The sequence below is a fragment of the Rhizobium sp. Leaf371 genome (assembly GCF_001424045.1).
Classification (GTDB): domain Bacteria; phylum Pseudomonadota; class Alphaproteobacteria; order Rhizobiales; family Rhizobiaceae; genus Ferranicluibacter.
Window position 1 is genome coordinate 140,003 of sequence record NZ_LMQB01000024.1, and the last position, 26,219, is coordinate 166,221.

Below are 26,219 nucleotides of genomic sequence, written 5' to 3' on the forward strand. Positions count from 1 at the left end.
CCTCACATGCTCAGAACGTGACGATGGCGACGGGCTGGTCCTCGTCGGGCATCATGTAAACGTTGACCCCGGCTGAGAACTTAGCCACGCCGGGAAGACGGAACGGGCTCGTGGCGAAGTCGGGCACGACGAAGAACACTTCCGTGTCCACGGGTGGCATCTCTTCCCCGTAGTGGATGCGAAGGCCGGTCTGGTTGCTCTTCGGCTGGATTGCGATGAATGCATTCACTTGCGTCCATACGCCGGGAGGAAGGGTTACGAGTTCCATTAGGCTTTCCTTTCGAGGCGCTGTTTTGTGCTGCTGTGGCAGGGGGTGCATAGGGGTTGCCAGTTGGACCGCGACCAAAAGAGCTTCTTGTCGCCACGATGGGGAATGACGTGGTCCACGACGGTGGCAGGCTCGCCGCATGTGGCGCACGTGGGGTGCGCTAGGAGGTAGGCCTTACGCTCCTTGTCCCACTTGCTGTCGTACCCACGTTCACGCGCTGAGGGGCGCTGCTGGTCGAATGCGGCCTTGCGCTCACGGTCACGGGCAAGACCATGCTGACACTTGCTGCCGGAGGCGACGACGCACCCGCATGCTCGGAGGGATGGCGCGCTATAAGGCATCCGTTAGCCCTCCAGTTCTGGAGTTGTCAGTTCTAAACGTGGTGCGCTGCTATCCCTCTCAAATGCGTCAAGCTCCCGTCCAAGAGGAACAAGCAAGCGCTCGAAGTTATCAATGCGAATAGGATATGCCTTCTTGCTAAGGAAGCGCTTGATAGTAGAACGCGCTACCCCTGACTGAATGGACAGCTTACGAATTGACAGCTTCTTCTCCTTGCTCAAGTCGCGAATGATCTGCCGCCAATCGGTCATCACGCGGCCTCCGGCTTCTGTGTGCCGATGCCAGCGAAGATGCTGCGGAACTTCTGGTCTAGCGGACGGTCGTCCTTCGGCTTCTCAGCCTTCCCGCCGCCATGGATGGCGCGGAGCATGTCCATGTGACCAGCATAGGCCAGGGTGATTTCTGCCGGGGTCGCATCAAGCGTTACGTCCGGTGTCCAGCCCAGCCAGCCGGTGCCAAGCTTGTAGAGTTCGATGAGATGATCCTTGAACGGGACGGACTTTCCCGACTTGCCCTTGCTGGCCTTCGGCGCGTCGTCAGGATCGATACCGGCGCATGCCAAAAGGTACGCGATGAGCGGAGCCTTCAGGGTCGGCAGGGCATCAAAGACGCGGTTCTCAAGATAGGGCATCGCGTCTGCATGGGGTTCGATGATGCTGAGGGCAGCGGTCAAGCTGCCTTCCTGCACCTCACGGAGGAGCTGGCCGAAACTGCCATCACGGCGTTCCAACTGGATGGCGTAGCGAAGGGATGGCCGAAGCTCGATCTCTTCGTCTGCCACCGTGATCCAGATTTCTTCGGCCAGCTTCATGGTCGTATCTCCGGGCTTAGGTGGCCGATGCCGCGACTTCGATGATCGGGCCGGAGATGGCGAGCGAGAAGGTCGTCTTCACGATGTCGTCGGCACCCGCAAAGCTGTTCTTGGCGCTGGCGACGATGGCGCTGAAGTAGAACACGGAGTTTTTCGGGCTGGCACCGGCAGAGGGCTTGTCGTTCAGCTCCACCTTGAAGTTCCAAGCCGAGGAGGTCTTCTCCGCCGCGATGAGGGCCTGATAGCCAGCGTCGGCACTGTCACGGGCAATGACCAGTTCCATGGAACCGTTGTCGCGAGAGCCCTTGAGCTTGCGCGTGTAGGGCTGGTCAACGAACTTGCCGACGACGATCTCAGCTTCGGAACCGGCTTCACCGACATCTTCGATGTTGGCAATCGGCTTCCACGTGTCACCGGCATAGGCAACAGCGGTGGCGAAAGCAGCGGTGGTTCCGATGGCTACGGTGGTGAGGGCAGTTGTGGTGATACCCATCTGGGTTTCCTTTCGATCTTATGAGGAGGGAAAAGCGGCGGGTTTCCCCGCCACCTTCGATGGGTTAGGCCGCTGCGACCTTGACCTTGATGAAGCGGTCGGGATGGGTCACGTCGCCGCCTACGCGCTTGCGGGCGTGGAAGCGGGTGATGCCGTTGGTGGCCTTGGAGAAGGGGTCCACGAGCACGGAGACGCCGACGCGGTCAACGATCCGGTAGCCGGAGAAGTCACCGAACACGATGGGCGTTGCGCCTGCACCGATGTTCGGCATGTCAACGGCTTCGATCACGGGCCGACCCAGGAGCGTTGCAGGCTGGCCCGCCTGAATGGATGGCTGCCAAAGGTACGCGCCCTGTCCGTCCTTCAGCTTTCGCATGGCAGCGAGCGTAAGACGGTTCATGAGCCACGCGCCGTTCTGAGCGTGGAGGCTCGGAAGCTTGGCCATGGCATCGATGAGGAGATCAGCGGGATTGGTGCCGAGCGTGGCGGCAGCGCCGGTCACAACCTGCGCAATGCCGGTGGCCTGAAGGATGCCTTTCGGCTTGCCGTTGCCGTCACCGTTGACGAACGCAATACCTTCCTTGACGCCGAAGTCTTCGGCAAAGGACATGCGGAGTTCGCCTTCGACATCGTAAGCGGCATCTTCCAGAAGCTGCTTGGACACGTCTACGAACGTTGCCAGCTCGTATGGGGTCAGCGTGACCTGTCCGTAGGTGAGCGTGCTTTCCGGGCGATCTTCGATCTCGGAAACCCACTGAGCGTTCGTGCTCGTGAGCTTCTTTGGATACCGGATTTCCGGCCCGGCAATCGTCATGACGCGGGCATAGGCGCGGATAGGGCTGTAATCGACCACCGTGCGGAGGATTTCGTTGCCGTATTCCGGGGGAGCGAGGTAGCCCGCCGATACATCGTTGCCGACAGTGAGGGCGCGCTTTTCGTCGGTATTGAGTGCAGCGGCACCACGGCGGAGGTAGGTTCCGAATGCAAGCGTCTCGACCGAAGGTTCGTTGCGCTGTTCGTTCTGCTGGTTGCCCGGACGATTGAGACGGGTTTCGAGCGTAGCAACTCGCTCAAGTGCGGCGCGGAGTTCCGTCTGGTGTGCAGCATGCCGTTCTTCGGCAGCGGCACGCATTTCCTCGACGGCTGCGGTTGCCGTTGCGAGCGGGTCGGTGGTGTCATCGGAGCGCGTTTCCAGCGGAATGGCGGAACGCGTTTCAATCTTGGTGTGGTGGGTCATTCTCACTTCCTTTTCAAAGACAGCGCGGCCTTGCGGCATGCAGACACAAAGGCCGCTGCGCTTTCACGGCCTGTTTCGGGATTGGCGATACGGACGGATGTGACGCCTGAACCGGGGACGCTCGGAACGGCAACCAAGCTGATTTCGTGGATGCGAGCTTCAGTGATGTGACGTACGCCCTTAGGGCGGCTCTCCTGCTTCAAACGTCTGAAGCCGATGGACAAACCAGAGATGTCACCTGCGAGAAGCATCGAGCGGACTTCGCGGGCACGCTGCACTTCTAGGTTCAGTTTGCCGGTGATCTTCAGGCCGTTGTTCTCTACCCGAACGGTGCGCACTGAACCGACAACGGCGCTGGGGTCATGGGACCATAGGAGCGGGAGGCTCTTGCCGTCCCATGCGAAGGCGCGGCGGTCGAACGTGGTGCCGTAGCTGTCGAGTGTATCGAAGCGGACGGCCATCCCTTCGAAGTCGCCGTCCTCGCCCGGCGTAGCGAAACGAACCTCTAGCATGTCGAGGACATCGCCGCCCGCAGCACCACGAGCCTCAAATGCGCAACCGCTGCGTATCTCGACTGCGGCACTCAGCGCGGCAAATTCCTTGGCCCGCTGCCGGTTGTGTGGGTAGAGGTAGGTTACCCGCCCTTTGATCATTCGGCGGTCCCAGCCGTGCAGTGGTGCAACATGATCAGCAACACGACGGACAACCTTGATCTGATCTGCCGAAGGTGTTTCGACGCCATAGAAGGCGCTGGCGATTTCGACGGCGGTCCAGCGGAGACCATTACCGGCTTCGAATAGCTGGTGGACGTAGGCTTGCACGTATCCGGTCATAGGGTGTCCTCGCCATTTGCAATAAATTTCGTGGAAGGGACTTTTTCGGCAGGGTCCGCGAACATGAGCTTTTCAATTACCGGCAGCGCCTTGGCGTAAAGATCGGTGACGGCCATCCGGTCGGCATAGGTTATGACCAGCGCGGCGGCTTCCTTCGGGTCCATGCCACCGCCCACGAGGCCAAGGCGAAGGGTCTCGGTGAGTTCGGAAAAGCTGAAGTCTCCGGCGAAGAACCTGCGGGAGATGGCACCGATGCCGGAACCGACGATGCGCTCCAGCTCAAGGGTCATGCCGGGGTCGAGACGGAAGGCGTGCTCCGCATCCCCGAAGAATTGCTTATGCATCGGGCTTGGTCTCCGGGGTGGCCGGTGTGGTGCTGGTCGTGTTGGGGTTCGCGAAGATTTCGCCACCGGCGTAGGGCGCACGGTTTTCCATGGCGCGAACCTCATTCGGGTTCAGGACGCGAGCGGCGATAAGCTTGCCATAGCTGTCCGCACGGGCAGCGAGATCGGCCCGGAGGAGATCGTCCACGAGAAATTCGGGGTAGAACTCAGCGCGGTCTTCAGGGCTGATCAGCTTCAGGCGGATTTCGCCTTCCCATGCCTTTATCCAGCGCATGAGGGTGAAGCGAAGAAAGGAAGCGCCCATCTCGGATGCATTCCCCCACGTGGCGCGGCCCAGCTCAAACACGAGGTGAGGCGGCACGCGAAATGCCCGGCAGATTTCGAGAATGGCATGCTGCCAGAGTTCAAGCGTCTGGCTTTCAACGCTGGACAGGGTGAGGGCTTCAAACTTGGTGCCTTCTTCGAGCAGTGCCGTGCCACCGGAGTTGCTGCCGCCATGAGCTGCGCGCCAGCTCGCCATCATCCTCTTTCCGGCTTCCGGGCTGATCTTGCCTGCTGTGGAGAGGACGCCGGAGGGCTTGGCACCACGCCCGAAGAAACGAGCCGTATGGCTTTCGATGGTCATTGCGAGGCCGATGGCTTCACGGCACTGCTGAACGGGGGAAGCACCGCTCACGCCATCAAGGCTCGGTGCGGCGATGTGCAGGATGTCGCGGCGGTCGATGACGCGCTGGCTGGTGGCTTCGCTGATCTTGTAGACAGGTTCCCCGGTGCGGCTGTCGAGTTCAACCGTCACAGCCTCCGGGCGTAGGCGGATCAGTTCGCGGGGGTCACCGGCAACGCGGTTAATGAACGCATAGCCGTTTCCATGGAGGAGCGCGTCCCGGGTGATCTGTTCAAGGAAGGCAGATGCCGGGGTCCAATCGTTGGCCTGATCGTGGAGAAGCCCGTAGGCGGGATGTTCCGGGGCCCGCTCACGAGCATCGCCGTCGCGGCGGTAGATGTGGACAGGAAGCCCGCCGATGGCTTCGGCAATGGCCTCAACGGCAGCACGGACGGTGGTGCAACGCATTGCGTTCTGAGGGGTGACGGACACCCCCGACATGACCGGTGCAGCGCCGAACAATTCGAGAAGCCATTCGTCAGGCGATGCAATCGAGGCACGCGTTTCCGCTACCGGCTGAACGGATGCCTGCGGTTCACGCGCCGGGCTGGCAGAGGTTTCGTGTTTTGAGAAAGGCCACATGTTGACACCAAGGCGAGCGATTGAGGGATCGCTTGCGGGGTGGTGCCTTCCCGCTGTTATTGACGCTCTAGGCACCTCGACAGGTGCAGGTCAATGAAGCTGGCGTGATAATAGTCGGGCCGTGGTAGTCCGTCAACGCGCACGGACAATAACCTGTAAGCATTCCGGGCCAACCGTGAGCCCGAATTTAAATTTAGTTTGTGATTAACGTCTCATTTCCGAAGTGAAATTGATTGCAGTAGCATCGAGTTACTTTTCGCCCATCTGGTTCCGGCAGAAAGCGCCTTCTGAGTTCGTCGGCTATTCCGCTGGTGCGGGACAGCCATCCGCAAGGGCGGCGGATGAGCGAGGGGCTTGGGGGAGTGAGCGCCTTCGGGCGAAGCCCTATTCTTCCCGAAAGCTGTCTTTCTCACTTCCCGGGAACGCAACGAGGGCTTTGCCCAACTTGCAGTCTCCATCTTCAATTATTTTAGTTCTTATAGCTTATATATTATTCTAATTGTTTGGAACGGCAGCTTTTAGAAAAATGTTGAATGATTTCAATAAAACCGCTGCGAGGGTAAGGTTGTTTTCACCCTCATTTTGCGTTTGAGCAAACGGCAACTTCGGAAGTCTAAACGGTCAGACGTGCGTTAGTCCAAGGGCAGCATAAAGCCGCTTCCTGCGGGACGATCCATCGGCGGCATACGGAGCTTTCATGATGTTGTCGGTGATGGCGTAGGGCTTGGTAAGCCTGTCCCAGACTAGCCAAAGCATCTTCTTATCCAGCCCATTCAACTGCCCAGTGATAGCTTGCCGGTACAGTTCGCGGTTCTCCTCTTCAACCTTTGCATGCTTTGCGCTCATGCCCCGAGGACGCAATTTCTTGACCTTCGGTGCGGGTTCCGGGCTCTGTTGGGTACTCTGCGAGTGGCCCTCCTCGAACAGCATTCGGGACAGCTTATCGGAAGGTTTTATCCAGAGGTGGTTGTCACCGTTCCAAAGATGTGTCCTAGCGTCTATGAGACCAGCCGCTTCCAGCTTCGTCTTGATGTTGCGCAAGGTACGTTCGGAAACCCGTTTTGGTGCGTCCCTCCGCTCTTTGGCATTATTGATGCCAGACTTGCACCAATCCTCTACAGAGCGAACGGCGTAGCGTTCCCAGCGCTCCAGTTCGGAATTCCAGCGACCATTAGTCGATTGATGATGCTGGAACTCGATATCCAACAGAAAGTCTGCAACGAACGCGACATCGCGGCAGCCGGTTTCTTTGGCGATCTGCATAAGGATTTTTTTCCAGCCCTCTACCCGAGGCAGGTCACTATGAGCAGCGAGCGACTTCGGCAAGATAGCGGCTTTGGTCGGGGTCTCATGAGCTGCCACCAGCGTGGTAGATGTCCGATGCCAAAGGCGGAGCTTGGTGTCGGGGCTGATGAGGTCTTTCAAATGCGCCTCTGCATTTGCCTCCGTCATGCCTACCAGCCTGTCGCGGTTGATCTCGCTTCTGTATTTAGGTCTTGCCTTCTGAGTGCTGGCAGCAAGCCATCCATCAATCTTGTACATAGGTAGTGCCTCACCGATAACATTTTGTTGTATCGCCTGAGAGCCGTGATAAGGTGGGGGTGCGTTGGTGCCCCTTCCCCTCTGTTGGCGGTCCCAGACTTCGAAGCCTCCGGTGTGCCAGCACCGGGGGTTTTACTTTATGCGCGGGGCTTCTTCGGACACCCATTTGCATCGAAGTTCCATGTGGGGCCGTGTCGTTTGTTTCGGTCTCCCGCTACCAAATTTCCTTCGATTTTGATGATGGCGTGGCAGTCGATGTAGACGGCTTGAGCCCGTGTATCGCGGTGGCGGACCGGAAGGTCTCGGTTTGCGGATTGTCAGGCCGAGTGAACTGTAACGCTTTCTCGGAAAAGGGCGGGCATTTAGAAAAACGAAATGCTGTTGTAGCAATATGTCGAACGTCGAGAATGTGGGAGGCGATGTATTGTTCACGCAACAGCAATTGATGTCGATCCTTTCCTCGCTTCCGGACCCCGCATTCATCCTGACCCGTAGTGGCAGGTATGCAGCCATATTCGGGGGAAAGGATCTCCGGCATTATCATGACGGCAGCGGTCTTGTGGGGCTCAGCATTTTCGACGTGCTGAAGGAGGAAAAGGCACAGTGGTTCGCTGCCGAAATTGAGAAGGCTTTGGACGGTGGTGAGCTCCATATTGTTGAATACGAGCTTAGCGGCAGTGATGTGCAGGGAGCCGGCGACGGCCCAAGTCATTCCATCTGGTTTGAAGGCCGCGTTCAGGCGCTCGGTTTTGAAGTCGACGGCGAGGCTGCTGTCGTCTGGGTGGCGAGCAATATCACCGGCAAGAACGAGGTTCAGCAAAAGCTACGCCAACTGAGCGAAACGGACGCCCTGACGGGGTTATACAACCGACGCAAGCTCGTCGAAACCCTGGATCAACAGCTTGCGATATACAGAGAAAAAAAATTCCAGACGTCCGTCATTGTTTTCGATCTCGATAATTTTAAACGGCTGAATGACGAGTTGGGACATCACGCGGGCGATGCCGCTCTGGTGGAAATTGCCCGCATATGCCGGCAACAATTGCGCCAGAGCGATGTGATCGCCCGTCTTGGCGGAGACGAGTTCGTCGTCGTGATGCCCGGCACCCATCGTAGCGATGCACTGGAGATTGCAGAGCAGCTGCGCGGGTGTGTTCCGGCAGTCTTTCGGGAGAACCTGCGTTACGACGCTACGATCAGCGGCGGCGTCAGTGAATTCAGCCAACCGGACCGCTTATCCAGCGATATCCTCAAACGTGCCGACGAGGGCTTGTATCTCTCGAAACGGACCGGTCGCAACCGGGTATCCGCTCTCTGATACCCGCTTTTCCTGCAAGGGCTTCGGTCTGCGCTTGAAGAGATCGTCGTTCGTGCGAAAATTCATCCTCGAAATCGGGCGCGACCTTTTGCGTCTCAGGTCCACGTGTTCTTAAAGCGTGGGTGGACCGATAAACTTCTTTGCTGACGAGACGCCGACCGCCACCTATCCATCGATCCGGAACAGCTTTCCGATCAGCATGCGTGTTGCTGCAGATGCATCTTAGGCGATGGCGAATGCACCCAGTGAAAACGGGCCGAGGTACCATCACGACGACGAGAACGTCCCGACCGAAGTCGGGATAAACACCCAGAGAGGCATTCCTTCCTGTTGATTCGGATCGGACTCATGCCGCCGCCCCCGTCGGCCGAAGCCGTCGAAGGGTACGTTGAACGCGCGCTGTCGCTCTCAGCGAAAATGCAGGAATAAACTCAGTCCGACCAGACCGAGGGTAGCAATACACCCTAACCACGTTACCCAGCGTTTGCGATCGCGCCGCCCGAGCCACTCCCACAGCACGTCGACTACAACGTCGATAGGTCCCAACAGCTTTCACTCCAGCACACGTTACCTCACGTTCCCGACCTGAACGTATCACAACATTCGACAGCTTGATAACGATGTCCACGTTACACCTCGGTTGAGCTGCGCACGGCTTCGCGACCCGCCTAGACGTGTCCAGGGCTTCGATGTCTCCTATTGCCGCGCAGCGGTCTAAGGTCGCCTATGGCCACCATTGGCCAGAGAGAGAATGCACTGCTTCCGGTTCTATGACGGGGCCAGACGCATACCACACCACCCGGTCCTGAAAGCTGGGCGATAAAGCTGCCAAAGAGCGCCGAAGTTCGGCATGACCGCTTCCGGCGTCTTTGCGGATCCTCCTAAGCGGTTAGAGAGAATCTGCTTCGGGTTCGCAGTGGCTGCAATGCGCGGCAAGACGGCAGATGAACCGAGCGAGTTCGGCACGAGGTTTGCCCGTTTCGAAGAAGGCCGCGATCTCCTCCGGAGACATCTTCATAAGCCCGTATCGAAGGAACACGGCTTCGCTGAAACGTGAGCTGACCGTTGAAAGGACCATCCTCAACTGTGCCAGCATGTCATCACCTCTATGCGAGGCATGCATAAGGACGATCGGTTTGTCCACGATCTCCTTGCGCGACACGAACCAGTCGATCGCATTCTTCAGACCGCCGGGGATCCCTCTGACATATTCCGGGCTCGCTATGATCAGCCCGTCGCTTCGTTCGATAAGATCTGCCAAGTCCTGGACGGTTCGCGGTAATGGCTTAGCTTCGAGGTCCGGCGAAAAGATTGGCAAATCGCCGATCCTGTCATAGACGGTCACTTGGTGGTCTGGTTGCACGGCTGAAGACAATGCGCGCAGCATCGCTGTATTTGTCGAAGCCCGTCGTCCACTGCCGGATATTGCGAGAAGTCTCATCGGCTTCCTTACACCACTCCGAATTTCCCATGACATCCGAGCTATACCGCACAGCGGACATCACGCAACATTCTCAGCTACGACTGCTTTCCGCCCCTACGGGCTCGTTAGGAGAATAAAAGGCGGAAGTACCGCTTTGGGGAAGTGTGTAAATGCTACGCTATGTCTAGAATGAAGGCGCAAAGCGGCCACTGCCCTCCCATTCTCCTCCCCGTATCGCGCCGCAAAGCCCCAGCGTCCAGACACCACGACATCTTCGAAATCGACTCACCGTCCAAAACAAAAAAAGCGCCCCCAGCCAAGCCGGGAGCGCTCTTGATCGTCACACGCACAAAACCCTTCGCTTAAAACTCTTCCCAGTTGTCGGTCGAAGGGGCGGCGGCCGTGGCGGCGGGGCTGCGGCCGGTGAAGGCCTTGGCGATCTTGCCGACCATGCTGCGGGCGGGCGAGGCCACCGGTGCGGAGCGGGACGAGGCCGAGGACAGGGTTGCCGCCGTCTTGCGCAGGGCGGCCGTCTGGGCTGAGGGATTGCCGGCGCCGTGACCCGCAAACTGACCAGCACCCTGACCAGCGCCGTGACCAGCGCCCTGGCCGAGCTGGAACTGGCTGATCAGTTCGCGCAGCCGGCCGGCTTCGCTGGCAAGCGTTGCCCCGGCGGCATTCGCCTCCTCGACCATCGCGGCGTTCTGCTGCGTCACCTGGTCCATCTGGTTGACCGCCGTGTTGACTTCGGCAAGCCCGATCGACTGTTCCTTGGCCGAGGTGGCGATCGAGTCCATATGCTGGTTCATCGTCACGATATACTGGCTGATCGTCGTCAGGGCTTCGCCCGTTTCGCTGACCAGCTTGACCCCGGTTCCCACTTCCACGGAGGAGTTGCGGATCAGGTCCTTGATCTCCTTTGCGGCCTTGGCGGAGCGTTGTGCCAGTTCGCGCACTTCCTGCGCGACGACGGCAAAACCCTTGCCGGCCTCGCCGGCACGCGCCGCCTCGACGCCCGCGTTCAGCGCCAGGAGGTTGGTCTGGAAGGCGATCTCGTCGATCACGCCGATGATGTTGGCAACCTCCGAGGACGAGGCCTCGATCTTGCGCATCGCCTCGACGGCATTGGCGACGACCGTTCCGGATTGCGTCGCGCTGGTGCTTGCCTGGACGGCCACGGACCGTGCTTCTTCCGCCCGCTTGGAGGAATTCGACACGTTGGCGGTGATCTGGTCGAGGGCGGCTGCGGTTTCCTCCAGCGAGGCCGCCTGCTGCTCGGTGCGCTTGGCAAGATCGTCGGCGCTCTGGCTGACTTCCCGGGCGCCGCTGTCGATCGAGCTTCCCGCCTTCGCCACATCGGCAAGCGTCGTGCGCAGCTGGGAAATGGCGAGATTGAAATCGGCGCGCAGGCTCTCGAAATCGGCGGCAAAGGGCTGCTTCAGCTCGAAGGCCAGATCGCCGGAGGCCATGTGCTTCAGGCCGTCGGCGAGACCGTTGGTCGCCTGCGCCATGGCTTCGGCGCGCGTGCGCTCCGCTTCGGCCGTGCGCAGCCGCTGTTCTTCCGTCAGATGCCGTTGCGTCGCGGCGTCCTCTTCCAGCTTGGCAGTGGCCTGGGCGTTCGCCCGGAAGACCTCGACGGCCGCCGCCATCTCGCCGATTTCGTCCGTGCGGCCCGCAAAGGGAATGGCCGTCGCGGCATCGCCGCCGGCAAGACCGTTCATGGACCCCGTGATCGCCTGGATCGGCCGCGCGATCCCGGTGATCGCAAACCAGATGGAGCCGGCAATGACGAGGGCTGCGGCGATCAGCATCGCGACCGTGACGATGAGCGCCTGGGCATAATTGGCCTTGCTCAGCTCATAGGCGTCGTTTGTGCCTTTCGTATTGATCTCGACCAGCTTGGCGATGCCATCGCTGATGCTCACCTGGAGGGCGCTCATATCCGACAGGAGGATTTTCTCCGTCTTGACATCGTCATTGGCTTCCGACGCCACTTTGAGAGTCTTGGCAAGCTCGGCGTATTGTCCGTAGTCTTCCCGAACCTTCTTCGTAATCTCAAGCTCGATCGGATAGGTATAGATCTTGTCGTAGTCTGCCAGCGCCTTGCTCAGACGGGCGTTGGCCTCCTCAAGATCGGCTTCTGCCCGCTTTTCGCCATCTTCAGCACTGGCGATGACGTGATCGCGCAAGGCGACGTTCACATCGGTAAAGGCCGTGTCGGCATCCTTGGCGAAGCCCAGGCTGGGCATCCAGTTGCCGGCAATGTCGGCCGTGCTTCTGTCGAGGTTCGCCATGGTGCTGACGGCGAACGCAGAGAAGCCTGCGAATATGAGACCGATCACCGAAAGCACGATGATCAAAGCGGTTTTGATCTTGGGGCGGGTCATGAAAACACTCGACGCGTGCCGGAGGCAGCTCATCTGCACTGCACGTCTTAGCTGCCGGCGTCTCATGCCGACGCCGCACCTTAGCGTTTCATCGGTTTATTCACGATTAACGATCGAGCGGCGAAGTGACGGATGCGTTTTAACCCGATCTCAACGCGCGAGCAGACGGAAACCGGGATAAAGCTTCCATGGCGAGATCATTTCCCTCGGAATCGCCCGTTCTCGTCCTCGCGGGACTCGACTTTCGCCCCGGGAACCATATTCTAGATTGCAACTGTATGTCTGGAGACCATCGTGAAAAAAGCGCTTATTCTTGCCCTCTCCGTGTGCGGCTCGCTGCTGTCCGTCACGGTGGCCTCGTCGGCCGATCTCATCCAGGACTACCCCGCAAAGCGCTACGAGCCGCGTGCGGCCTACGTCGCGACGCAGGTCGATTGCGAGCGTCTTCGGATCGACTATCGCTTTCCCTATCCGCGCTACACCGAGGTCGTGCAGGTCTGCTTTCCCCCGGTGGATATGACCCCCTCGGGCATCAGCGGCACAGGCGGCGGCGGTCTCATCTACGCAAGCGGCCGCTCCGGCAACCGCTGACATTGCCGCCGGCAGTGGACCCTCAAGGATAAAGCGCGGCGCATCCGTAACGGCGCGTTTGGGGCCATGGGCATCGGGCGCGCCGACGTCACGGTGTCTTTACCATTCTTCATGGGAAGCCCTGTAACGATTTTCGGGCAACCTGCTTTCGATTACACAGAAAGCGGGACGCCTTTCATGCAGCAGCTTCCAGTCACCTCCAGAATCATCACCGCGGTTTTCTTCAATCCGGAAGACGGCCAGCTTCATCTGCGGCTGAAGAACGGCGAGGAGCGTCGCTTTACCGGCGTCGCCGAAGCCGATGTGCAGGCGATGATCGAGGCTCCCTCGCCGGGCCAGCATTATATCGACCATATCCGCACGAAGTTTCCGAGACTGGCCGCCTGATCGGTTTTCGCGGCGTCCAGGAGGTGCCGGAGACGGGATCCGGTCTTCCTCCCATCGAAAATCCGGCCTCCCGGCAAGGGATGTTCGATGGCGCTCGCTTCCGTTTCGCGGGCCGCGATCGGCCCGAAACCGGATGAGATCGGAGGCTCCGGCCGGCCTGTCCTTGCACTCTCCGGCTTCTGCGCGTAAACGCGGTGTACTGCCGCCAGTTCACCTGTCCCGTCGCAGCGATTTGTGGTTGCCACGGCTTTCCGAGATGCCTAACCTATATTCGAGAGATCGAATATGTGGGCATCCGCCCCAGACAGGCTGAAACTGCCCATTCGAGGGGTTACCGTGTCGACGTCCAGCATCAACAGCGAGCGATATTCCGGCGCGGATTATCTGGCGGAAAACCCGACCTGGCACGAGGAGGATGCGCCCTGGAAAGCCGGGCACATCGCCCGCATTCTCCGGGCCAACGCGGTCGATCCGCAGAGCATCTGCGAAGTCGGCTGCGGGACCGGGGCCATTCTCGAGGTCCTCGCCCGGGATTTTCCGGCGGCCGCGATCGAGGGGTTCGAGATCGCACCGGCAGCATACGAGCGAAGCCTGCAAAGGACTTCGCCGCGTCTGTCCTTCACGCTCGGAAGCCCGTTTGAAAGCGACCGGCGGTTCGACCTGTGCATGGCCATCGACGTCATCGAGCATGTGGAAGCCCCCTTCGACTTCGTCCGCGCGATGAAAGCCATCTCGGATCGTCAGGTGTTTCACATCCCGCTCGATATGAATGCGCTTGCCGTGGGGCGGGGCTGGGTTCTGGAAGAGGCCCGGGAGAAAATCGGGCATCTCCATTACTTCGACCGCTCGTCGGCGCTGGCGCTGCTGCGGGAATGCGGGCTCGACATCGTCGACAGCTTTTATACGCCCTGGGCGATCGACCAATCCGGCAAGACCTGGAAGAAACGGCTCGCGGCCTATCCCCGCCGCCTCGCCTTCTCCCTCGCGCCGCATGCCACGGTTCGCATGATCGGCGGCTGGTCCCTGATGGTTCTCACACGGTCGCGATGACGGCGTGTGAGCGTCCGGGCCCCTCCGTAGAGACGAACGGCGCGGCTTAAATCGGCACAGGCTTCGAGAGAGGATCATGCGGCACTGCGCTTTGTCGAGCCCTAAGCCCTGAGCCAAAGACACCGAGACCGCCCGATGGACTGGACCTATATCCAAGCGAATTTCGACTGGGCCGGGCATATCGTCGAGGCGATCGTCATGGCGGGGATCGTGGCGGCGCTGCTCTGCATTCTCTTCGAGCGGCGCGTGGCGATCCTCATGGGTCTGGCCTTCGCCATCGGACATTTCCATGGCCGGGAAAAGCGCGATTTCGAGGTCAGCGTGAAGATGAAGCCGCCGCATCTCGAGGGCTACGAGATGTGGAAATGGTCCTTCGACCAGATGACGGATTTCTGGCCGACGGCGCTGGTGATCCTCGCCATCGCCGTCTTCGTTTACCGCCGCCGGCGCTGACGCACCAACAGGCTCAGGGCGTGGGCTCGGCGCGGATGATCGTGGAATAGTCGGGACCGTTGGTCGGGTGCGCCTGCGCCTTGGCGCTGATGGCGGCTTTCGCGCGCAGTTCCTTCTCCGGCAGTTTCCAGAGCGTGGCATTCTGGTCGATGAGATAGCTCGGGAGATAGCCCGACAGCAGGATGCGCCAGTCCATGGGAATGCCGGGCGTCACCAGACGGGCGAGATCGAAGATCACGGTGGTGCAGTTGCTGGTCAGCGTATCGTAGAATTGCGGCGTCTCGGCCCGCGCATTGGCGGCGTTGACATAGGTGAGGAACAGGGCGGCGGCCGCCTGCCGCGGCAGGGCCAGAGGATAGAGATAGGTGTCCTCCCGCCGCATATTGGTTCGCAGATACAGGATGTCGCTCTCGTCCGCGGCGATAAAGGCGAGCTCGTAGCTCTTGAAGAATCCGGCGATGGAGGAGAATTCCTCGGTCGTCTCGCGGCGGATCTCCACCGAGAAGACCACGTGCCGGCCATCGGCAAAGCTGAAGCTGACCAGCGTATGGGCGATGGCATCCATGCCCCAATAGGACAGGATGAGATCGGTGCCGGTGATGGTGTCGAGATCGTACCGGCGCGTTTCCCACAGCGGCTCGGCATCGCGCTCGCTCGTCCAGCGGAAGTTGCGCACATTGTGAAGCGTGACGAGATTGCCCGCTTTCCCCCCAGCGCCCTCACCCGCTTCGCCCTCACCCGTGTCACCCTCACCCGTGTCACCCTGAGTTGGCCCGATCGTGCCCGTCACCGTGCGGGCCACATCCGGCGCCCAGTCGCGATCGAGCCGCGGGCGGATCGTCTGCCACCAGAGCCCCACGGCGATCAGCCCGACGAGGAAGATGCCGATGGCGGGCAGCGGATGCCGCCGGCCGAACAGCACGAGGCCGACAATGAACACGACCCAGAGACAAACCGCGCCGCCGCGCACCAGCCCGTCGCCCGGAATGCGGTACCAGAGCGCCAGCGCCGTCCAGCCAGTGGCGAGCAGCGCCAGCAGGAGCAGAAGGATGCCGACAAGGCCGGTGGCAAGGGTCGTGATCAGGCGCATGCAGGAAACCTCGTGAAGGGACGATGCCGATGGGGTGCATCCGCAGAGGCTTAACTAGAGCATGTCTCCCCAAAGCGGAGTCGCCTCCGCCACGCAGACTGCGGGACACCAGAGAGCCAGCGCATGTCGCGCGAAAGCGGGCCGCGGTTTCGCGATGACGACATGCCCCAAAATCAAGGCCCCAAATCAAGGCGCCTCAGCGCGGCGACAGGATGCGGCCGGCGACGGTGAAGGGGCTCGCCACGACCTGACCCGCCGCATCGAGAATGAAGGCACCGACATCCGTCGGCGTCGCCGCACCGGGCCGGCCGAGCGCGCCGATCTGCGGGGCGATCGCCGCAAGGCTCGCATAGCGATCATGGCCGAGGCCGTCCGGCGCATCGAGCGAGGTGATATCGACCACGAGCACGCCATAGGCCCTGGCCGTCTCCCGCACCTTGGGATCCTCGACGTCGAGACGCCCGACCCGCGGGCGCGCACCGCTGAGCAGGCTCGATGCCGCGAGCGCCTCGTCCTGCGGCGAGACGAGCAGCACCAGCGGCGACCGCAGCCGGCCGATCACATCCATCTGCCGGCGAAACAGGTCCGCGTCGATATCGGGGGCGGCAAGGACGACCGACAGCTTGTCGAGCACATCGCCGCGATCCGTCAGCCGCAACTGGCGCACCGATTCCATGATGAGAAAGCCGCCCATGCTGTGGCCGAACAGCAGGATCTGGCGCACCTTTCCCGTTTCGCTGAGCGCCGCCATCAGCGAGACCAGATCGTCGCGCGAAAACAGCACGGCATCGCGATCGGCGAGGTAGCCGGACAGCGCGCCTTCCGACGGCCAGGAAAACAGCACCGGCATCGCCTTGCTGCGCGAATCCGCCGCCATCTGCGCCAGCCGGAACACGCCCTCCTGATAGCGATAGTTGAAACCATGGACGAACAGACCGACCGTGCCGTCAAACCCCGGCTGGGCCACGATGGCGGCCACCATGCTGCGCTGGTCGAGCCTGCGGCGTTCGCGCACCGTCATCGTTTTTTCAGGGTCCGGATGCGTGGACGGATATTCGATTGCCGCCGGCTTGTGCGATGCGGGGATCGACAGCCGGTAGCGCTCATAGGTGAGTGTGCGAGCACGGCCGCTGTCAAAGCCATCGCCGTCCCGCGCGCGATTGGTGACGGCAAAGAGCGTCAGCGACCTGGCTCCGGATGCCGCCTTGGTCGGCTGCCCGGCCGAAACGGCCACGGAATTGGGCACAGGATCGAGCACGGCCGCCGGTGGCCGGTTGGCGCAGCCGGCAAGCCCGGCAAGGACGGCGAGCAGCAGGAAACGGACGGCAAAGCGGACACGCGGCAAGGCGGCGGCACCGGCGTGAATCGCGGTCATCAGGTTTCCCCAAACGTTCAAGCTTATGGTTGTGCAGGCGGGCGCGCGCACCCCGAGAAAGGCTGCGCACACCGTCTCGCGCACCATAGAGGGATGCCGCCCGCCTGACCATCTCGCGCTTTCATCCTCAACATTTTCCGACACACGCCAAGGGCGCATTCGTGACTTTCATGCAACAGCCCCATTTTTCGAGATCCTGTGCGCCGTGATTTACGCGGATCTCCTCTACACGCCGAAAAAAATCCGGCTACTTACCCATCACACGACGCACATAGACTGGTGGCGCCGCCCTCTTTCCGAAGGATATCTTCATGACCCGTTTGACCAAGATCCTGCTGGCTGGCGTCGCTCTCGCGGCTTCCGGCTCCATCGTCCGCGCTGCCGATCTGACGGAGCCGGTCGGCCCGGTCGTCGTTGAAACCAGTGGCGGCTTCTACCTCGGCTCGGTCAGCAGCCTGACCTTCCTCGACGACACGTCGTTCGATGTCGGTGGCTTTACCGTCAACACCGACTACGACGTCGGCTACTACACGGGCGTTCGCGCCGGTTACAGCTTCGGCGAGATGGGCTTCGTCACGCCCCGCATCGAACTGGAAGTCGGCATGGGCAACGCGTCGGTCGACAATCACAGCGTTCGCGGCATCGGTCCCCTCCCCTCCATCGACAGCTATGGCGATGCCCGCACCATCCAGGGTTATGTCAACGGCTACCTCGACATCCCGCTCGGCGGCGCGCTTTCCGCAATCACGCCTTACGTCGGCGGCGGCGCCGGTGTCATGAACCTCGAACTGCGTCGCCAGGGCGCTGTCGGCGGCGGCTTCGGCGCCACGCTGATGGACGATGACGACACGCGCTTCGCCTACCACCTGGACGCCGGCGTCGGCATCAACATCCAGGAGCTCGGCCTGTTCACCAACTTCGCCCTGCTGACCAACACCACGTTCGACATCGGTTACCGCTTCACCGCTGCCGACAACTTCTCCTTCACGGCCCGCGACGGTTCGCGCTCGGAAACGGATTTCCGCAGCCACGCCGTCATGGTCGGCTTCCGCAAGACCTTCTAAGGGCTCTTCGCCCCCTGACTGCAAAAAGCCGGCTGGTCCCACCAGCCGGCTTTTTCGTGTCGTCTTGATTTTAAAGCCCGGCCGGTCGAGTTTGGATCGAAAACCGAGGGGCAGGCTTGCCGACAAACAGACCGACAGGAAAAGGCACGACCGTTCGTGACACCCGCAGACTTTCCGCCGCCCGCAACGGGGACGACGACGCCCCTCCCCGTTTCGGTTGAAGGTCGCGCCTGCCGGACCTGCACGCTCTGCTGCCGCCTGCCGGATATCGACGCGCTGGACAAGCCGGCCAATGCCTGGTGCCGCCACTGCGCTGCCGGGCGCGGCTGCACCATCTATCCCGAGCGCCCGAACCTCTGCCGGGACTTTCTCTGTGGCTGGATGACGCGGCCGGATCTCGCACCGGAATGGGACCCGCTGGTCGCAAAGATGATGGTCTACGAGCAGGGACCGCAGACGACCGTGCTGGTCGATCCCGATCACCCCACGATCTGGCAGCAGGCGCCCTACAAGGCGCTGCTCGCACGCTGGGCCGCAGAGGCCGAGGCGAAAGGCGGCTATGTCGTGCTGTTCGTGGGCGACGACGTCTTCAAGATCGAGCCGTCAGCCGGGTCAGGCCGGGCGCCGCATCCGGGACCGCGCGAGGCGATCCCGGACGGCCATGGCGGCTAGTTCCCGGCGGGGCGTGCCTGGCTCCAGGCGGCGAGCGCCTTGGTGAAGGCCTCGGTGCCGGCCGTCCCCTTTTCGAGCGTCAGCAGCGCACGGCGGCCGTTGCGATAGGTCAGGGGAATATCGATCCAGGAGCGCGTGCGCATCAGGTCGAGATTGGTGGTGACGGCCTCGGGGAAATCGTTGAGAGCGATCATGTGGAAGTCGTCGGTGATCTTCGCCGGCACCGCGATCAGCGGATCGCCGCGATCCTGCTCGTTGCGCTTCATGGCGACGCGCTGGACGCTGTCGATGCTGCCGCCCTCGAAGTTCTCCGGCAGCGAGAACACGAACTCGATCGTATGGCTGGCCGGCAGCGACGTGTCGGTGTTGCGCTTGATCGTCATCAGCGCGGTCAGGCCGCGATCCGGCACGGTGATCTGCGCCTGGATGACCGGCTCGGGACGCTGCCCGGCTTCCGGCGCTTCCTCCTTGAGCGACCACGCCACGCCACCTTCGATGGCGGTGGGGGCCGTCTGGCCGAGACGCTCCTCATAGAGGAACATCTTCTGGGCACCGGCCGGCATCTGGGTCGTGGCCTCGTCCGGCGCGCCGGTCGGGCTGACCGGTGGGGTCTGCGCATCCGAGGCCGGTGTGGTCCCGGGGGTGGTCTCGGGGCTGGTCTCGGGTGTCGTCTCCGGTCCGATGCCGGGCGTGGTCGCCGAGGGGTCGGCCTGCGCCGTATCGGGCGTCGTGGCCTGCGTTCCCGCCGCAGGCGGGGTCGCGGTTGCCGATGCGTCGGCCGTATCGACAGGACGGCTCGCCTCGGTCTGGGCGGCCACGGATTTGCCTTCCTGCGCCGCACTTTCGCCGGCCGGCGGCTGGGCCGCACCCTCGTCGACCTCGCTGCCATCCGTCTGCAGGCGCTGGGTGAACTTGGTGTTCGGCTCGGCCGAGGCGACATCGGTCGTCGCATTGCCGCTGGCGGCGGTTCCCGACGCCGCACCGCCGGTGCCGGTCGCCGAAGCTCCACCATTGCTCGCAGTCGGCGGCGCCGTGTTGAGCGAGGCGATCGTCTCCGTCACCCAGCCGTTCACCGCATCGCGGTTCATCCAATAGGCATATCCGCCGCCGCCGAAGACGAGCAGGAGGACGAGCACGGAGACGATCCGCTTGATGCTGAAGGCCGACTTGCGCGGCTCGGCACGATAGGAGGCCGGACGACGCGGCGCGGCAGGCGCCTCGGTCGGATCGAGCGCCGAACGGCCGGTCTGGGCGGCGGCCGCAGCGCCGCCGGCGGCAAGCAGGCTGTCGATCTCGTCCCAGTTCTGCGGCGGCGGCGGCTCGTCGCCGGCCTCTGTCCGCTCGGTCTCGTTGCTGCGATCGACCGGCCAGGACCAGTCGGACACGGCAGGCTCGACGCTTTCGGGTCCCTCGGGGCGGACCTCCTGCTGGAAGGGATCGGTCTCGTCCAGCGCCCAGGAATGCGATGGCTCGCCCTCGGGCGTCAGCCCACCGGACACGGCCGGCAGGACGACCGGCACGGCATCGGCGAGCGTCTCGTCCCGCCAGTCGTCATGGGGATCGGCGGCCTGTTCGGCCGGATGGGTCTCGACCGCTTCCGTCCAGACGGGCTCGATATGGCCGGTGACCGGCGTGGCGGCATGATCGCCGGCGAGCTCATACGTCTGCTCGGCTGGCTGTTCCGCGACGGGCTGTTCCGCGGCTGGCTCGACAATCGGTTCGGCGACCGGCTCGGCGACCGGATCAATCGGGGCCTCGTTCCATTCCGGCAGATCCCAGCTCGCAGACGGCATGGCGCTGACATCGCTCGACGCTGCGACCGGCTCCACGACGGGTGCGGGCTCATAGGACACCGGCGCGTGCGCCGGCTGTTCCGGCTCGATGGTCTCCGGCGCGATCGAGGCCGGTTCGGCGTCTGGCTCCGGTGCGCTGTAGGGGAGATAGGCCCAATCCTGAACGGGCTCCTCGACGGGCGCGGGCTCCTCCAGGGGCTCTGGCTCATCGGTGACCGGCTCGGGCTCGACGGCCTCTTCGGAGGCGACCGTGTCGTTCTCATCGACGGGCTCGATGGCCGCGTCTTCCGGGTGCGAGACCGGTTCCTGCAGATAGGAAAAATCCTCGACCGGCGTAGAGGCCGCTTCCGGCTGATACCGATCGGCGTCCGGTTCGGCGGCGGGCTCGGCGTAAGCTTCGGGCGCGTGATAAACCTCAGGCTCCGGCTCGGAATAGGGCTCATAGGCCGGCACGTCTGCGGCTTGCGCAGGTTCGTCGGCGGGCTCTTCATAGACCGGTTCGGGCGCGACGTCCGCGACGGGCTCCGGCTCGGAATACGGCGTATCTTCCGGCTCAGGCACGATCGGCGCGGCTTCGACCGGCTGGTCCGGCGCCACATGCGTGACGTCGTAGGGCACGGGCGGCTGCTGGAAGGCAACCTCGGCCGGCGCATCCTCGACGGCGGGAGCGGCTTCGGCCTGCGTATATTCGGGCGCCGTCTCTTCGGGCGCCGTATCTTCTGCTGGCGCATTTTCGGAAAGTGCGCTCTCGGGAGGGGCGTCGTCGACGGGCGCGAAAGCCGGGGCGGCAACCGCTGCGGCCGCAGCCACCGGCACCGGCATCGGCACCGCATCCACTGCCGGCGCTGCGGCGTGGCTGGCCTCCACCTCGGTGATGGCCGCTTCGAGCTTGCCCATCTGCCGGTCGATCATCTCGTCGGAGGGACGAGGCTTCATGCTTTCAAGCTGACGGCGGACGGCGCCTCGGGCCTTTTCGTATACCCTGGAGCGCATGTCCGGACTGTTGTCGGACAGGCCGTCCACGGTCCTGCGAATAACTGCTACAAAATCCGCCATCGAAAACTTTCTTTCAACCCTTCGGGGTGATTAAGCCGATACTTGATACGGCGCAAGCGCGGGATCTCTGCAAAACCCGCGCTTTTCGCCTTTGTCATCACCCCGTTACAGGCTTGTTAACCTAGTCCTCAAACGGATCGGTAACAAGTATCGTGTCGTCGCGCTCCGGACTTGTAGACAGGAGAGCGACCGGTGCGCCGATGAGTTCTTCCACCTGGCGGACGTATTTGATCGCCTGGGCCGGCAGGTCGGCCCAGCTGCGCGCGCCGACCGTGGACTCCTGCCAGCCTTCGAGCGTCACATAGACGGGCTCGACCCGGGCCTGGCTGGCCTGGCTGGCCGGCAGATGGTCGATCTCGACGCCGTCGAGCGTATAGCCGACGCAGATCTTCAGCTCCTTCAGTCCGTCCAGCACATCGAGCTTCGTCAGCGCGATCCCCGTGATGCCGTTGGTGGCGACCGACTGACGCACGAGCGCCGCATCGAACCAGCCGCAGCGGCGCTTGCGCCCCGTCACGGTGCCGAATTCATGGCCCTTTTCGCCGAGAAACTGGCCGATCTCGTCGTGAAGCTCGGTCGGGAACGGGCCTTCGCCAACGCGCGTCGTATAGGCCTTGGTAATCCCGAGGATATAGCCGAGCGATCCCGGCCCCATGCCCGAACCGGCAGCGGCCTGGCCGGCCACCGTGTTGGACGAGGTGACGAAGGGATAGGTGCCGTGGTCGATGTCGAGCAGCGTGCCCTGCGCGCCCTCGAACAGGATGCGCGCGCCCTTGCGGCGCAGGCGGTCGAGCAGCAGCCAGACCGTATCCATGAACGGCAGCACGCGTGCGGCGATCGAGGACAGCTCCTCCATGATCGCGGCATGGCTGACTTCGGCTTCGTTAAGACCGCGGCGCAGCGCGTTGTGATGGGTCAGCAGACGATCGACCTTGGCCGGCAGGGTCGAGAGATCGGCCAGATCCATGACGCGGATGGCGCGGCGGCCGACCTTGTCTTCGTAAGCCGGGCCGATGCCGCGGCGGGTGGTGCCGATCTTCGTGCCGCTGTTGGAGGCCGCATCCTCGCGGATGCCGTCCAGCTCGCGGTGCAGCGACAGGATCAGCGTCGCATTGTCGGCGATGCGCAGGTTTTCCGGCGTGATGGTGACGCCCTGCCCGTCCAGCTTCTCGATCTCGGCGATCAGCGCATGCGGATCGATGACGACGCCATTGCCGATGACGGCGAGCTTGCCCGGACGCACGACGCCGGAGGGCAGCAGCGACAGCTTGTAGCTGGTGCCGTCGATCACGAGCGTATGGCCGGCATTGTGCCCGCCCTGGAAGCGGACGACGACATCGGCGCGTTCGGAGAGCCAGTCGACGATCTTGCCCTTGCCCTCGTCACCCCATTGCGATCCGACAACCACGACATTCGTCATTTCGTTTTTCCTGTCTGCAAGCGCGCGTTTTCATCCGCGCTCATCTTCGCCTCGCACGAAAACGCCCTGCCTCGTCCGGCAATGAGCGCCCGCACCGACCCATGGTCCTGCATCCCGGCCCATGATCCGGGGCTGCAAACCCGCGCATCTATACTGCCTCGTTTTTTCAAAAGCTATTCCGTTTGCCCGGAAATCAGGGCTTTTTGCATGGCAACGCCGCGCTTTACGCGATATGCAGCGGAAAGGGCGCGTCGCGAAACGCTCGGCCCCACCTGTGCGAGATGGAATTTCAGCCTTGAACATCCAGGCCTATCTGATCCTTGCCCTGACCACCTTCATCTGGGGCGGCAACTCCGTGGCCGGCAAGATCGCCGTTGGCCATGTCAGCCCCATGCTGCTGACGGGCATGCGCTGGATGATCGCCTGCGCACTGCTGCTCGCCATCGCCGTTCCCGCGCTGCGCAAGGACTGGCCGCTGATCCGCCGTCACTGGCTGCTGCTCTTCAGCTACGGCGCCGTCGGCTTCACCGCCTTCAATGCCTCGCTCTATTCCGCCCTGCAATATACCAGCGCGATCAATGCGGTGATCGAGCAGGCGGCGGTCCCCATCGTGATCTTCGCCATGAATTTCGTGCTGTTTCGCACCGGCGTGTCGATCGCCCAGTGGTTCGGCTTCGTGCTGACCCTGTTTGCGGTCGCGCTCACCGCCTCGCACGGCGACCTCTCGACCCTGCTCGCGCTCGACCTCAACCGCGGCGATGCGCTGATGATGTTCGCGGTGCTCGTCTATGCCGGCTATACGGTGACGCTGCGCTACAAGCCGGGCATCCACTGGAAGAGCCTGATCGCCGTCTCCGCCTTTGCAGCGCTTCTGAGCAGCGTGCCCCTGATGGTCTGGGAAAGCACCGCCGGCGCGATGATCTGGCCCGACACCACCGGCTGGATCATCGTCGCCTATGCCGGCATCTTCCCGTCGCTGGTCTCGCAGATCCTCTATGTGCGCGGCGTCGAGCTCATCGGTCCCAACCGCGCCGGCCTGTTCATCAACCTCATCCCCATCTTCGGCACGCTCCTCTCGATCGCGCTGATCGGCGAGACGCTCCACACCTTCCACGTCATCGCTTTGGTTCTGGCGCTTGTCGGCATCGCGGTCGCGGAAAAGGGGCGGCCGAAGGCGCAGGCTTAGGGCGCCTTTGTCTCCGCGTCGGGGCTTCCCCGGCTGCAATCGCCATCCGCAGATCCCCCGCCCCCTCTGCGGTCCCGCCGCGACTTCACGCAAAAGCGCCGGACCTGACAAAAGATCCGGCGCTTCCAATCCTATCGTCAGGCCTTTGCGCTTCGGCTTACTCGACGTTGAAGACCAGTGGCTTGGCGTGGCGGATGGCCGGGTTGTCGGTGAGGGTCTGGAGGAGGCTGTCCGGTACGGGGCCGTCGACGTAGAGGAGCGCGATGGCGTCCGAGCCCGCATCCTTGCGGCCGAGCTGGAAGTTGGCGATGTTGACGCCGGCATCGCCGAACGTCTTGCCGATGAAGCCGATCATGCCGGGAACGTCGGTGTTGGTGATGTAGACCATGTGGCTGCCGACGTCGGCATCGAGGTTGATGTCCTTGATCTGGATGAAGCGCGGCTTGCCATCCGAGAATACCGTGCCGGCGACCGAGCGCGTCTGGTTGTCGGTCGTCACCGTCAGCTTGATGTAGCCGTCGAACACGCCGGTCTTGTCGCGCTTGACCTCGGACAGGATGACGCCCTTTTCCTTGATCATGATCGGCGCGGAAACCATGTTGACATCCGACACCTGGCTGCGGATGAGGCCGGCCAGCGCCGCGCTCGTCAGAGCCTTGGTGTTCATGGCGGCGGTGGAGCCGTCATAGAGGATCTCGATTTCCTTGATCGCGCTGTCCGTGACCTGGCCGACGAAGGCGCCGAGCACGTCGGCAAGACGGATGAACGGCTTCAGGATCGGGGCTTCTTCCGCCGTGATCGAGGGCATGTTGATCGCGTTGGAGACGGCCCCCTTGACCAGATAATCCGACATCTGCTCGGCCACCTGCAGCGCGACGTTCTCCTGCGCTTCCGTGGTGGCGGCGCCGAGATGTGGGGTGCAGACCACGTTCGGCAGGCCGAACAGCGGGCTTTCCTTGGCGGGCTCGGTCTCGAACACGTCGAAGCCGGCGCCGGCGACATGGCCGGACCTGATGGCTTCGGCGAGGGCCGCCTCATCCACCAGACCGCCGCGGGCGCAGTTGATGATCCGCACGCCGGGCTTGGTCTTGGCCAGCGCTTCGGCATTGAGGATGCCGCGCGTCTTGTCGGTCATCGGCACGTGCAGGGTAATGAAATCGGCGCGGGCGAGCAGCTCGTCGAGTTCGACCTTGGTCACGCCCATTTCCTCGGCGCGCTCCTTGGACAGGAAGGGGTCGTAGGCGACGACATGCATCTTGAGGCCGATGGCGCGCGAGATGACGATCGAGCCGATATTGCCGGCGCCGATGACGCCGAGCGTCTTGCCGGTGATCTCGACGCCCATGAACTTGGATTTTTCCCACTTGCCGGCCTGCGTCGAGGTATCGGCGGCGGGCAGCTGGCGGGCGACGGCGAACATCAGCGCGATCGCGTGTTCGGCCGTCGTGATGGAATTGCCGAACGGCGTGTTCATGACGATGATGCCGCGGCGCGAGGCCGCGGGGATATCGACATTGTCGACGCCGATGCCGGCGCGGCCGATGACCTTGAGATTGGTCGCAGCGGCGATCAGCTTTTCCGTTGCCTTGGTGGCGGAGCGGATGGCGAGGCCGTCATAATTGCCGATGATCTCGGCGAGCTTGTCCTTGTCCTTGCCGAGCTGCGGCTGGAAATCGACATCGACGCCGCGATCGCGAAAGATCTGGACGGCGGTTTCCGACAGTTCGTCGGATACGAGAACGCGAGGTGCCATGAGAGGCCTCCACTGGTAAAACGTCTTCAAAAAAACGGATGATGCGGTGAAAGGCAACGGGACCGCGCGCCGGGGCGCGGCCCTGCCG

25 protein-coding genes are annotated in these 26,219 nt (G+C 62.5%); 8 read left to right on the forward strand and 17 right to left on the reverse strand.

The genetic code is table 11. The features are described from left to right. Positions 1-10 precede the first annotated feature (10 nt). The 10 genes from ASG39_RS14780 to ASG39_RS14820 all read right to left on the reverse strand — a co-directional run bounded on the left by ASG39_RS14780 (position 11) and on the right by ASG39_RS14820 (position 7,113). Positions 11-268 (reverse strand): hypothetical protein, encoded by a 258-nt coding sequence (locus ASG39_RS14780; RefSeq protein WP_062595740.1) that lies wholly within the window; start codon positions 266-268, stop codon positions 11-13. Continuing rightward, positions 268-609 (reverse strand): HNH endonuclease signature motif containing protein, encoded by a 342-nt coding sequence (locus ASG39_RS23395; protein ID WP_082477264.1) that lies wholly within the window; start codon positions 607-609, stop codon positions 268-270. The genes ASG39_RS14780 and ASG39_RS23395 overlap by 1 nt, the downstream gene beginning before the upstream one ends. A 3-nt stretch (positions 610-612) precedes the next feature. Then, positions 613-858 carry a helix-turn-helix transcriptional regulator gene (locus ASG39_RS14785; RefSeq protein ID WP_062595741.1) on the reverse strand — a complete coding sequence of 82 codons (246 nt, stop codon included), beginning with the start codon at positions 856-858 and terminating at the stop codon, positions 613-615. Next, the gene (locus tag ASG39_RS14790; RefSeq protein WP_062595742.1) at positions 858-1,418 is read right to left on the reverse strand and encodes a hypothetical protein; all 561 of its coding nucleotides are present in this window, start codon (positions 1,416-1,418) and stop codon (positions 858-860) included. The genes ASG39_RS14785 and ASG39_RS14790 overlap by 1 nt, the downstream gene beginning before the upstream one ends. Before the next feature lie 16 nt (positions 1,419-1,434). Beyond that, a complete protein-coding gene (locus ASG39_RS14795; RefSeq protein WP_062595743.1) occupies positions 1,435-1,911 on the reverse strand; it encodes a phage tail tube protein in 477 nt (158 codons plus the stop codon). Between the two features lie 64 nt (positions 1,912-1,975). Continuing rightward, a complete protein-coding gene (locus ASG39_RS14800; RefSeq protein ID WP_062595744.1) occupies positions 1,976-3,148 on the reverse strand; it encodes a phage major capsid protein in 1,173 nt (390 codons plus the stop codon). Between the two features lie 2 nt (positions 3,149-3,150). Beyond that, positions 3,151-3,981 carry an HK97 family phage prohead protease gene (locus ASG39_RS14805; RefSeq protein ID WP_062595745.1) on the reverse strand — a complete coding sequence of 277 codons (831 nt, stop codon included), beginning with the start codon at positions 3,979-3,981 and terminating at the stop codon, positions 3,151-3,153. Then, complete coding sequence (locus tag ASG39_RS24570; RefSeq protein ID WP_062595746.1) at positions 3,978-4,325, reverse strand: gene transfer agent family protein; 348 nt, start codon at positions 4,323-4,325, stop codon at positions 3,978-3,980. The genes ASG39_RS14805 and ASG39_RS24570 overlap by 4 nt, the downstream gene beginning before the upstream one ends. Further along, positions 4,318-5,571: a phage portal protein gene (locus ASG39_RS14815; RefSeq protein WP_082477266.1), complete on the reverse strand. Its 1,254-nt coding sequence runs from the start codon at positions 5,569-5,571 to the stop codon at positions 4,318-4,320. The genes ASG39_RS24570 and ASG39_RS14815 overlap by 8 nt, the downstream gene beginning before the upstream one ends. Before the next feature lie 621 nt (positions 5,572-6,192). Further along, entirely contained in the window at positions 6,193-7,113 is a 921-nt protein-coding gene (locus tag ASG39_RS14820) for a hypothetical protein (protein WP_062595747.1), read from the reverse strand. Between the two features lie 424 nt (positions 7,114-7,537). On the opposite strand from ASG39_RS14820, the gene ASG39_RS14825 reads away from it, so the two are divergent. Then, positions 7,538-8,431 (forward strand): sensor domain-containing diguanylate cyclase, encoded by an 894-nt coding sequence (locus ASG39_RS14825; RefSeq protein WP_162242438.1) that lies wholly within the window; start codon positions 7,538-7,540, stop codon positions 8,429-8,431. 889 nt (positions 8,432-9,320) lie between these two features. On the opposite strand, the gene ASG39_RS14830 is transcribed toward ASG39_RS14825, so the two are convergent. Further along, complete coding sequence (locus ASG39_RS14830; protein WP_062595749.1) at positions 9,321-9,872, reverse strand: NADPH-dependent FMN reductase; 552 nt, start codon at positions 9,870-9,872, stop codon at positions 9,321-9,323. 344 nt (positions 9,873-10,216) lie between these two features. Then, a complete protein-coding gene (locus ASG39_RS14835) occupies positions 10,217-12,241 on the reverse strand; it encodes a methyl-accepting chemotaxis protein (protein ID WP_062595994.1) in 2,025 nt (674 codons plus the stop codon). 294 nt (positions 12,242-12,535) lie between these two features. Between ASG39_RS14835 and ASG39_RS14840 the strand changes: the two genes are divergently transcribed. From ASG39_RS14840 to ASG39_RS14855, 4 genes are all read left to right on the forward strand, one after another. Beyond that, positions 12,536-12,832, forward strand: coding sequence for a hypothetical protein (locus ASG39_RS14840; protein WP_062595750.1), 297 nt, complete (start codon positions 12,536-12,538; stop codon positions 12,830-12,832). Positions 12,833-13,009: 177 nt separating this feature from the next. Further along, positions 13,010-13,219: a KTSC domain-containing protein gene (locus ASG39_RS14845; protein ID WP_062595751.1), complete on the forward strand. Its 210-nt coding sequence runs from the start codon at positions 13,010-13,012 to the stop codon at positions 13,217-13,219. Between the two features lie 336 nt (positions 13,220-13,555). Further along, positions 13,556-14,269, forward strand: a complete 714-nt coding sequence (locus tag ASG39_RS14850; RefSeq protein WP_062595752.1) for a class I SAM-dependent methyltransferase — start codon at positions 13,556-13,558, stop codon at positions 14,267-14,269. Between the two features lie 135 nt (positions 14,270-14,404). Then, positions 14,405-14,722, forward strand: coding sequence for a hypothetical protein (locus ASG39_RS14855; protein WP_062595753.1), 318 nt, complete (start codon positions 14,405-14,407; stop codon positions 14,720-14,722). Between the two features lie 13 nt (positions 14,723-14,735). Here the strand turns inward: ASG39_RS14855 and ASG39_RS14860 are convergent, their stop codons facing one another. Beyond that, positions 14,736-15,812, reverse strand: a complete 1,077-nt coding sequence (locus ASG39_RS14860; RefSeq protein ID WP_062595754.1) for a DUF4105 domain-containing protein — start codon at positions 15,810-15,812, stop codon at positions 14,736-14,738. A 196-nt stretch (positions 15,813-16,008) separates the two neighbouring features. Further along, positions 16,009-17,187: an alpha/beta fold hydrolase gene (locus ASG39_RS14865; RefSeq protein ID WP_062595995.1), complete on the reverse strand. Its 1,179-nt coding sequence runs from the start codon at positions 17,185-17,187 to the stop codon at positions 16,009-16,011. 311 nt (positions 17,188-17,498) lie between these two features. On the opposite strand from ASG39_RS14865, the gene ASG39_RS14870 reads away from it, so the two are divergent. Beyond that, the gene (locus ASG39_RS14870; RefSeq protein WP_062595755.1) at positions 17,499-18,251 is read left to right on the forward strand and encodes an outer membrane beta-barrel protein; all 753 of its coding nucleotides are present in this window, start codon (positions 17,499-17,501) and stop codon (positions 18,249-18,251) included. Between the two features lie 156 nt (positions 18,252-18,407). Next, positions 18,408-18,923, forward strand: coding sequence for a hypothetical protein (locus ASG39_RS14875; protein WP_244481246.1), 516 nt, complete (start codon positions 18,408-18,410; stop codon positions 18,921-18,923). Here the strand turns inward: ASG39_RS14875 and ASG39_RS24250 are convergent. Both ASG39_RS24250 and ASG39_RS14885 read right to left on the reverse strand, forming a co-directional pair. Then, positions 18,920-21,652 carry a hypothetical protein gene (locus ASG39_RS24250; protein WP_062595756.1) on the reverse strand — a complete coding sequence of 911 codons (2,733 nt, stop codon included), beginning with the start codon at positions 21,650-21,652 and terminating at the stop codon, positions 18,920-18,922. The two genes, ASG39_RS14875 and ASG39_RS24250, sit on opposite strands and share 4 nt — an antisense overlap. Positions 21,653-21,893: 241 nt before the next feature. Continuing rightward, a complete protein-coding gene (locus tag ASG39_RS14885; protein WP_062595757.1) occupies positions 21,894-23,192 on the reverse strand; it encodes an adenylosuccinate synthase in 1,299 nt (432 codons plus the stop codon). 295 nt (positions 23,193-23,487) lie between these two features. Here ASG39_RS14885 and ASG39_RS14890 point away from each other — a divergent pair, with 295 nt between their 5' ends. Next, positions 23,488-24,378, forward strand: coding sequence for a DMT family transporter (locus tag ASG39_RS14890; protein WP_062595758.1), 891 nt, complete (start codon positions 23,488-23,490; stop codon positions 24,376-24,378). Between the two features lie 157 nt (positions 24,379-24,535). On the opposite strand, the gene serA is transcribed toward ASG39_RS14890, so the two are convergent. Continuing rightward, entirely contained in the window at positions 24,536-26,131 is a 1,596-nt protein-coding gene (serA, locus tag ASG39_RS14895) for a phosphoglycerate dehydrogenase (RefSeq protein WP_062595759.1), read from the reverse strand. Positions 26,132-26,219 lie beyond the last annotated feature (88 nt).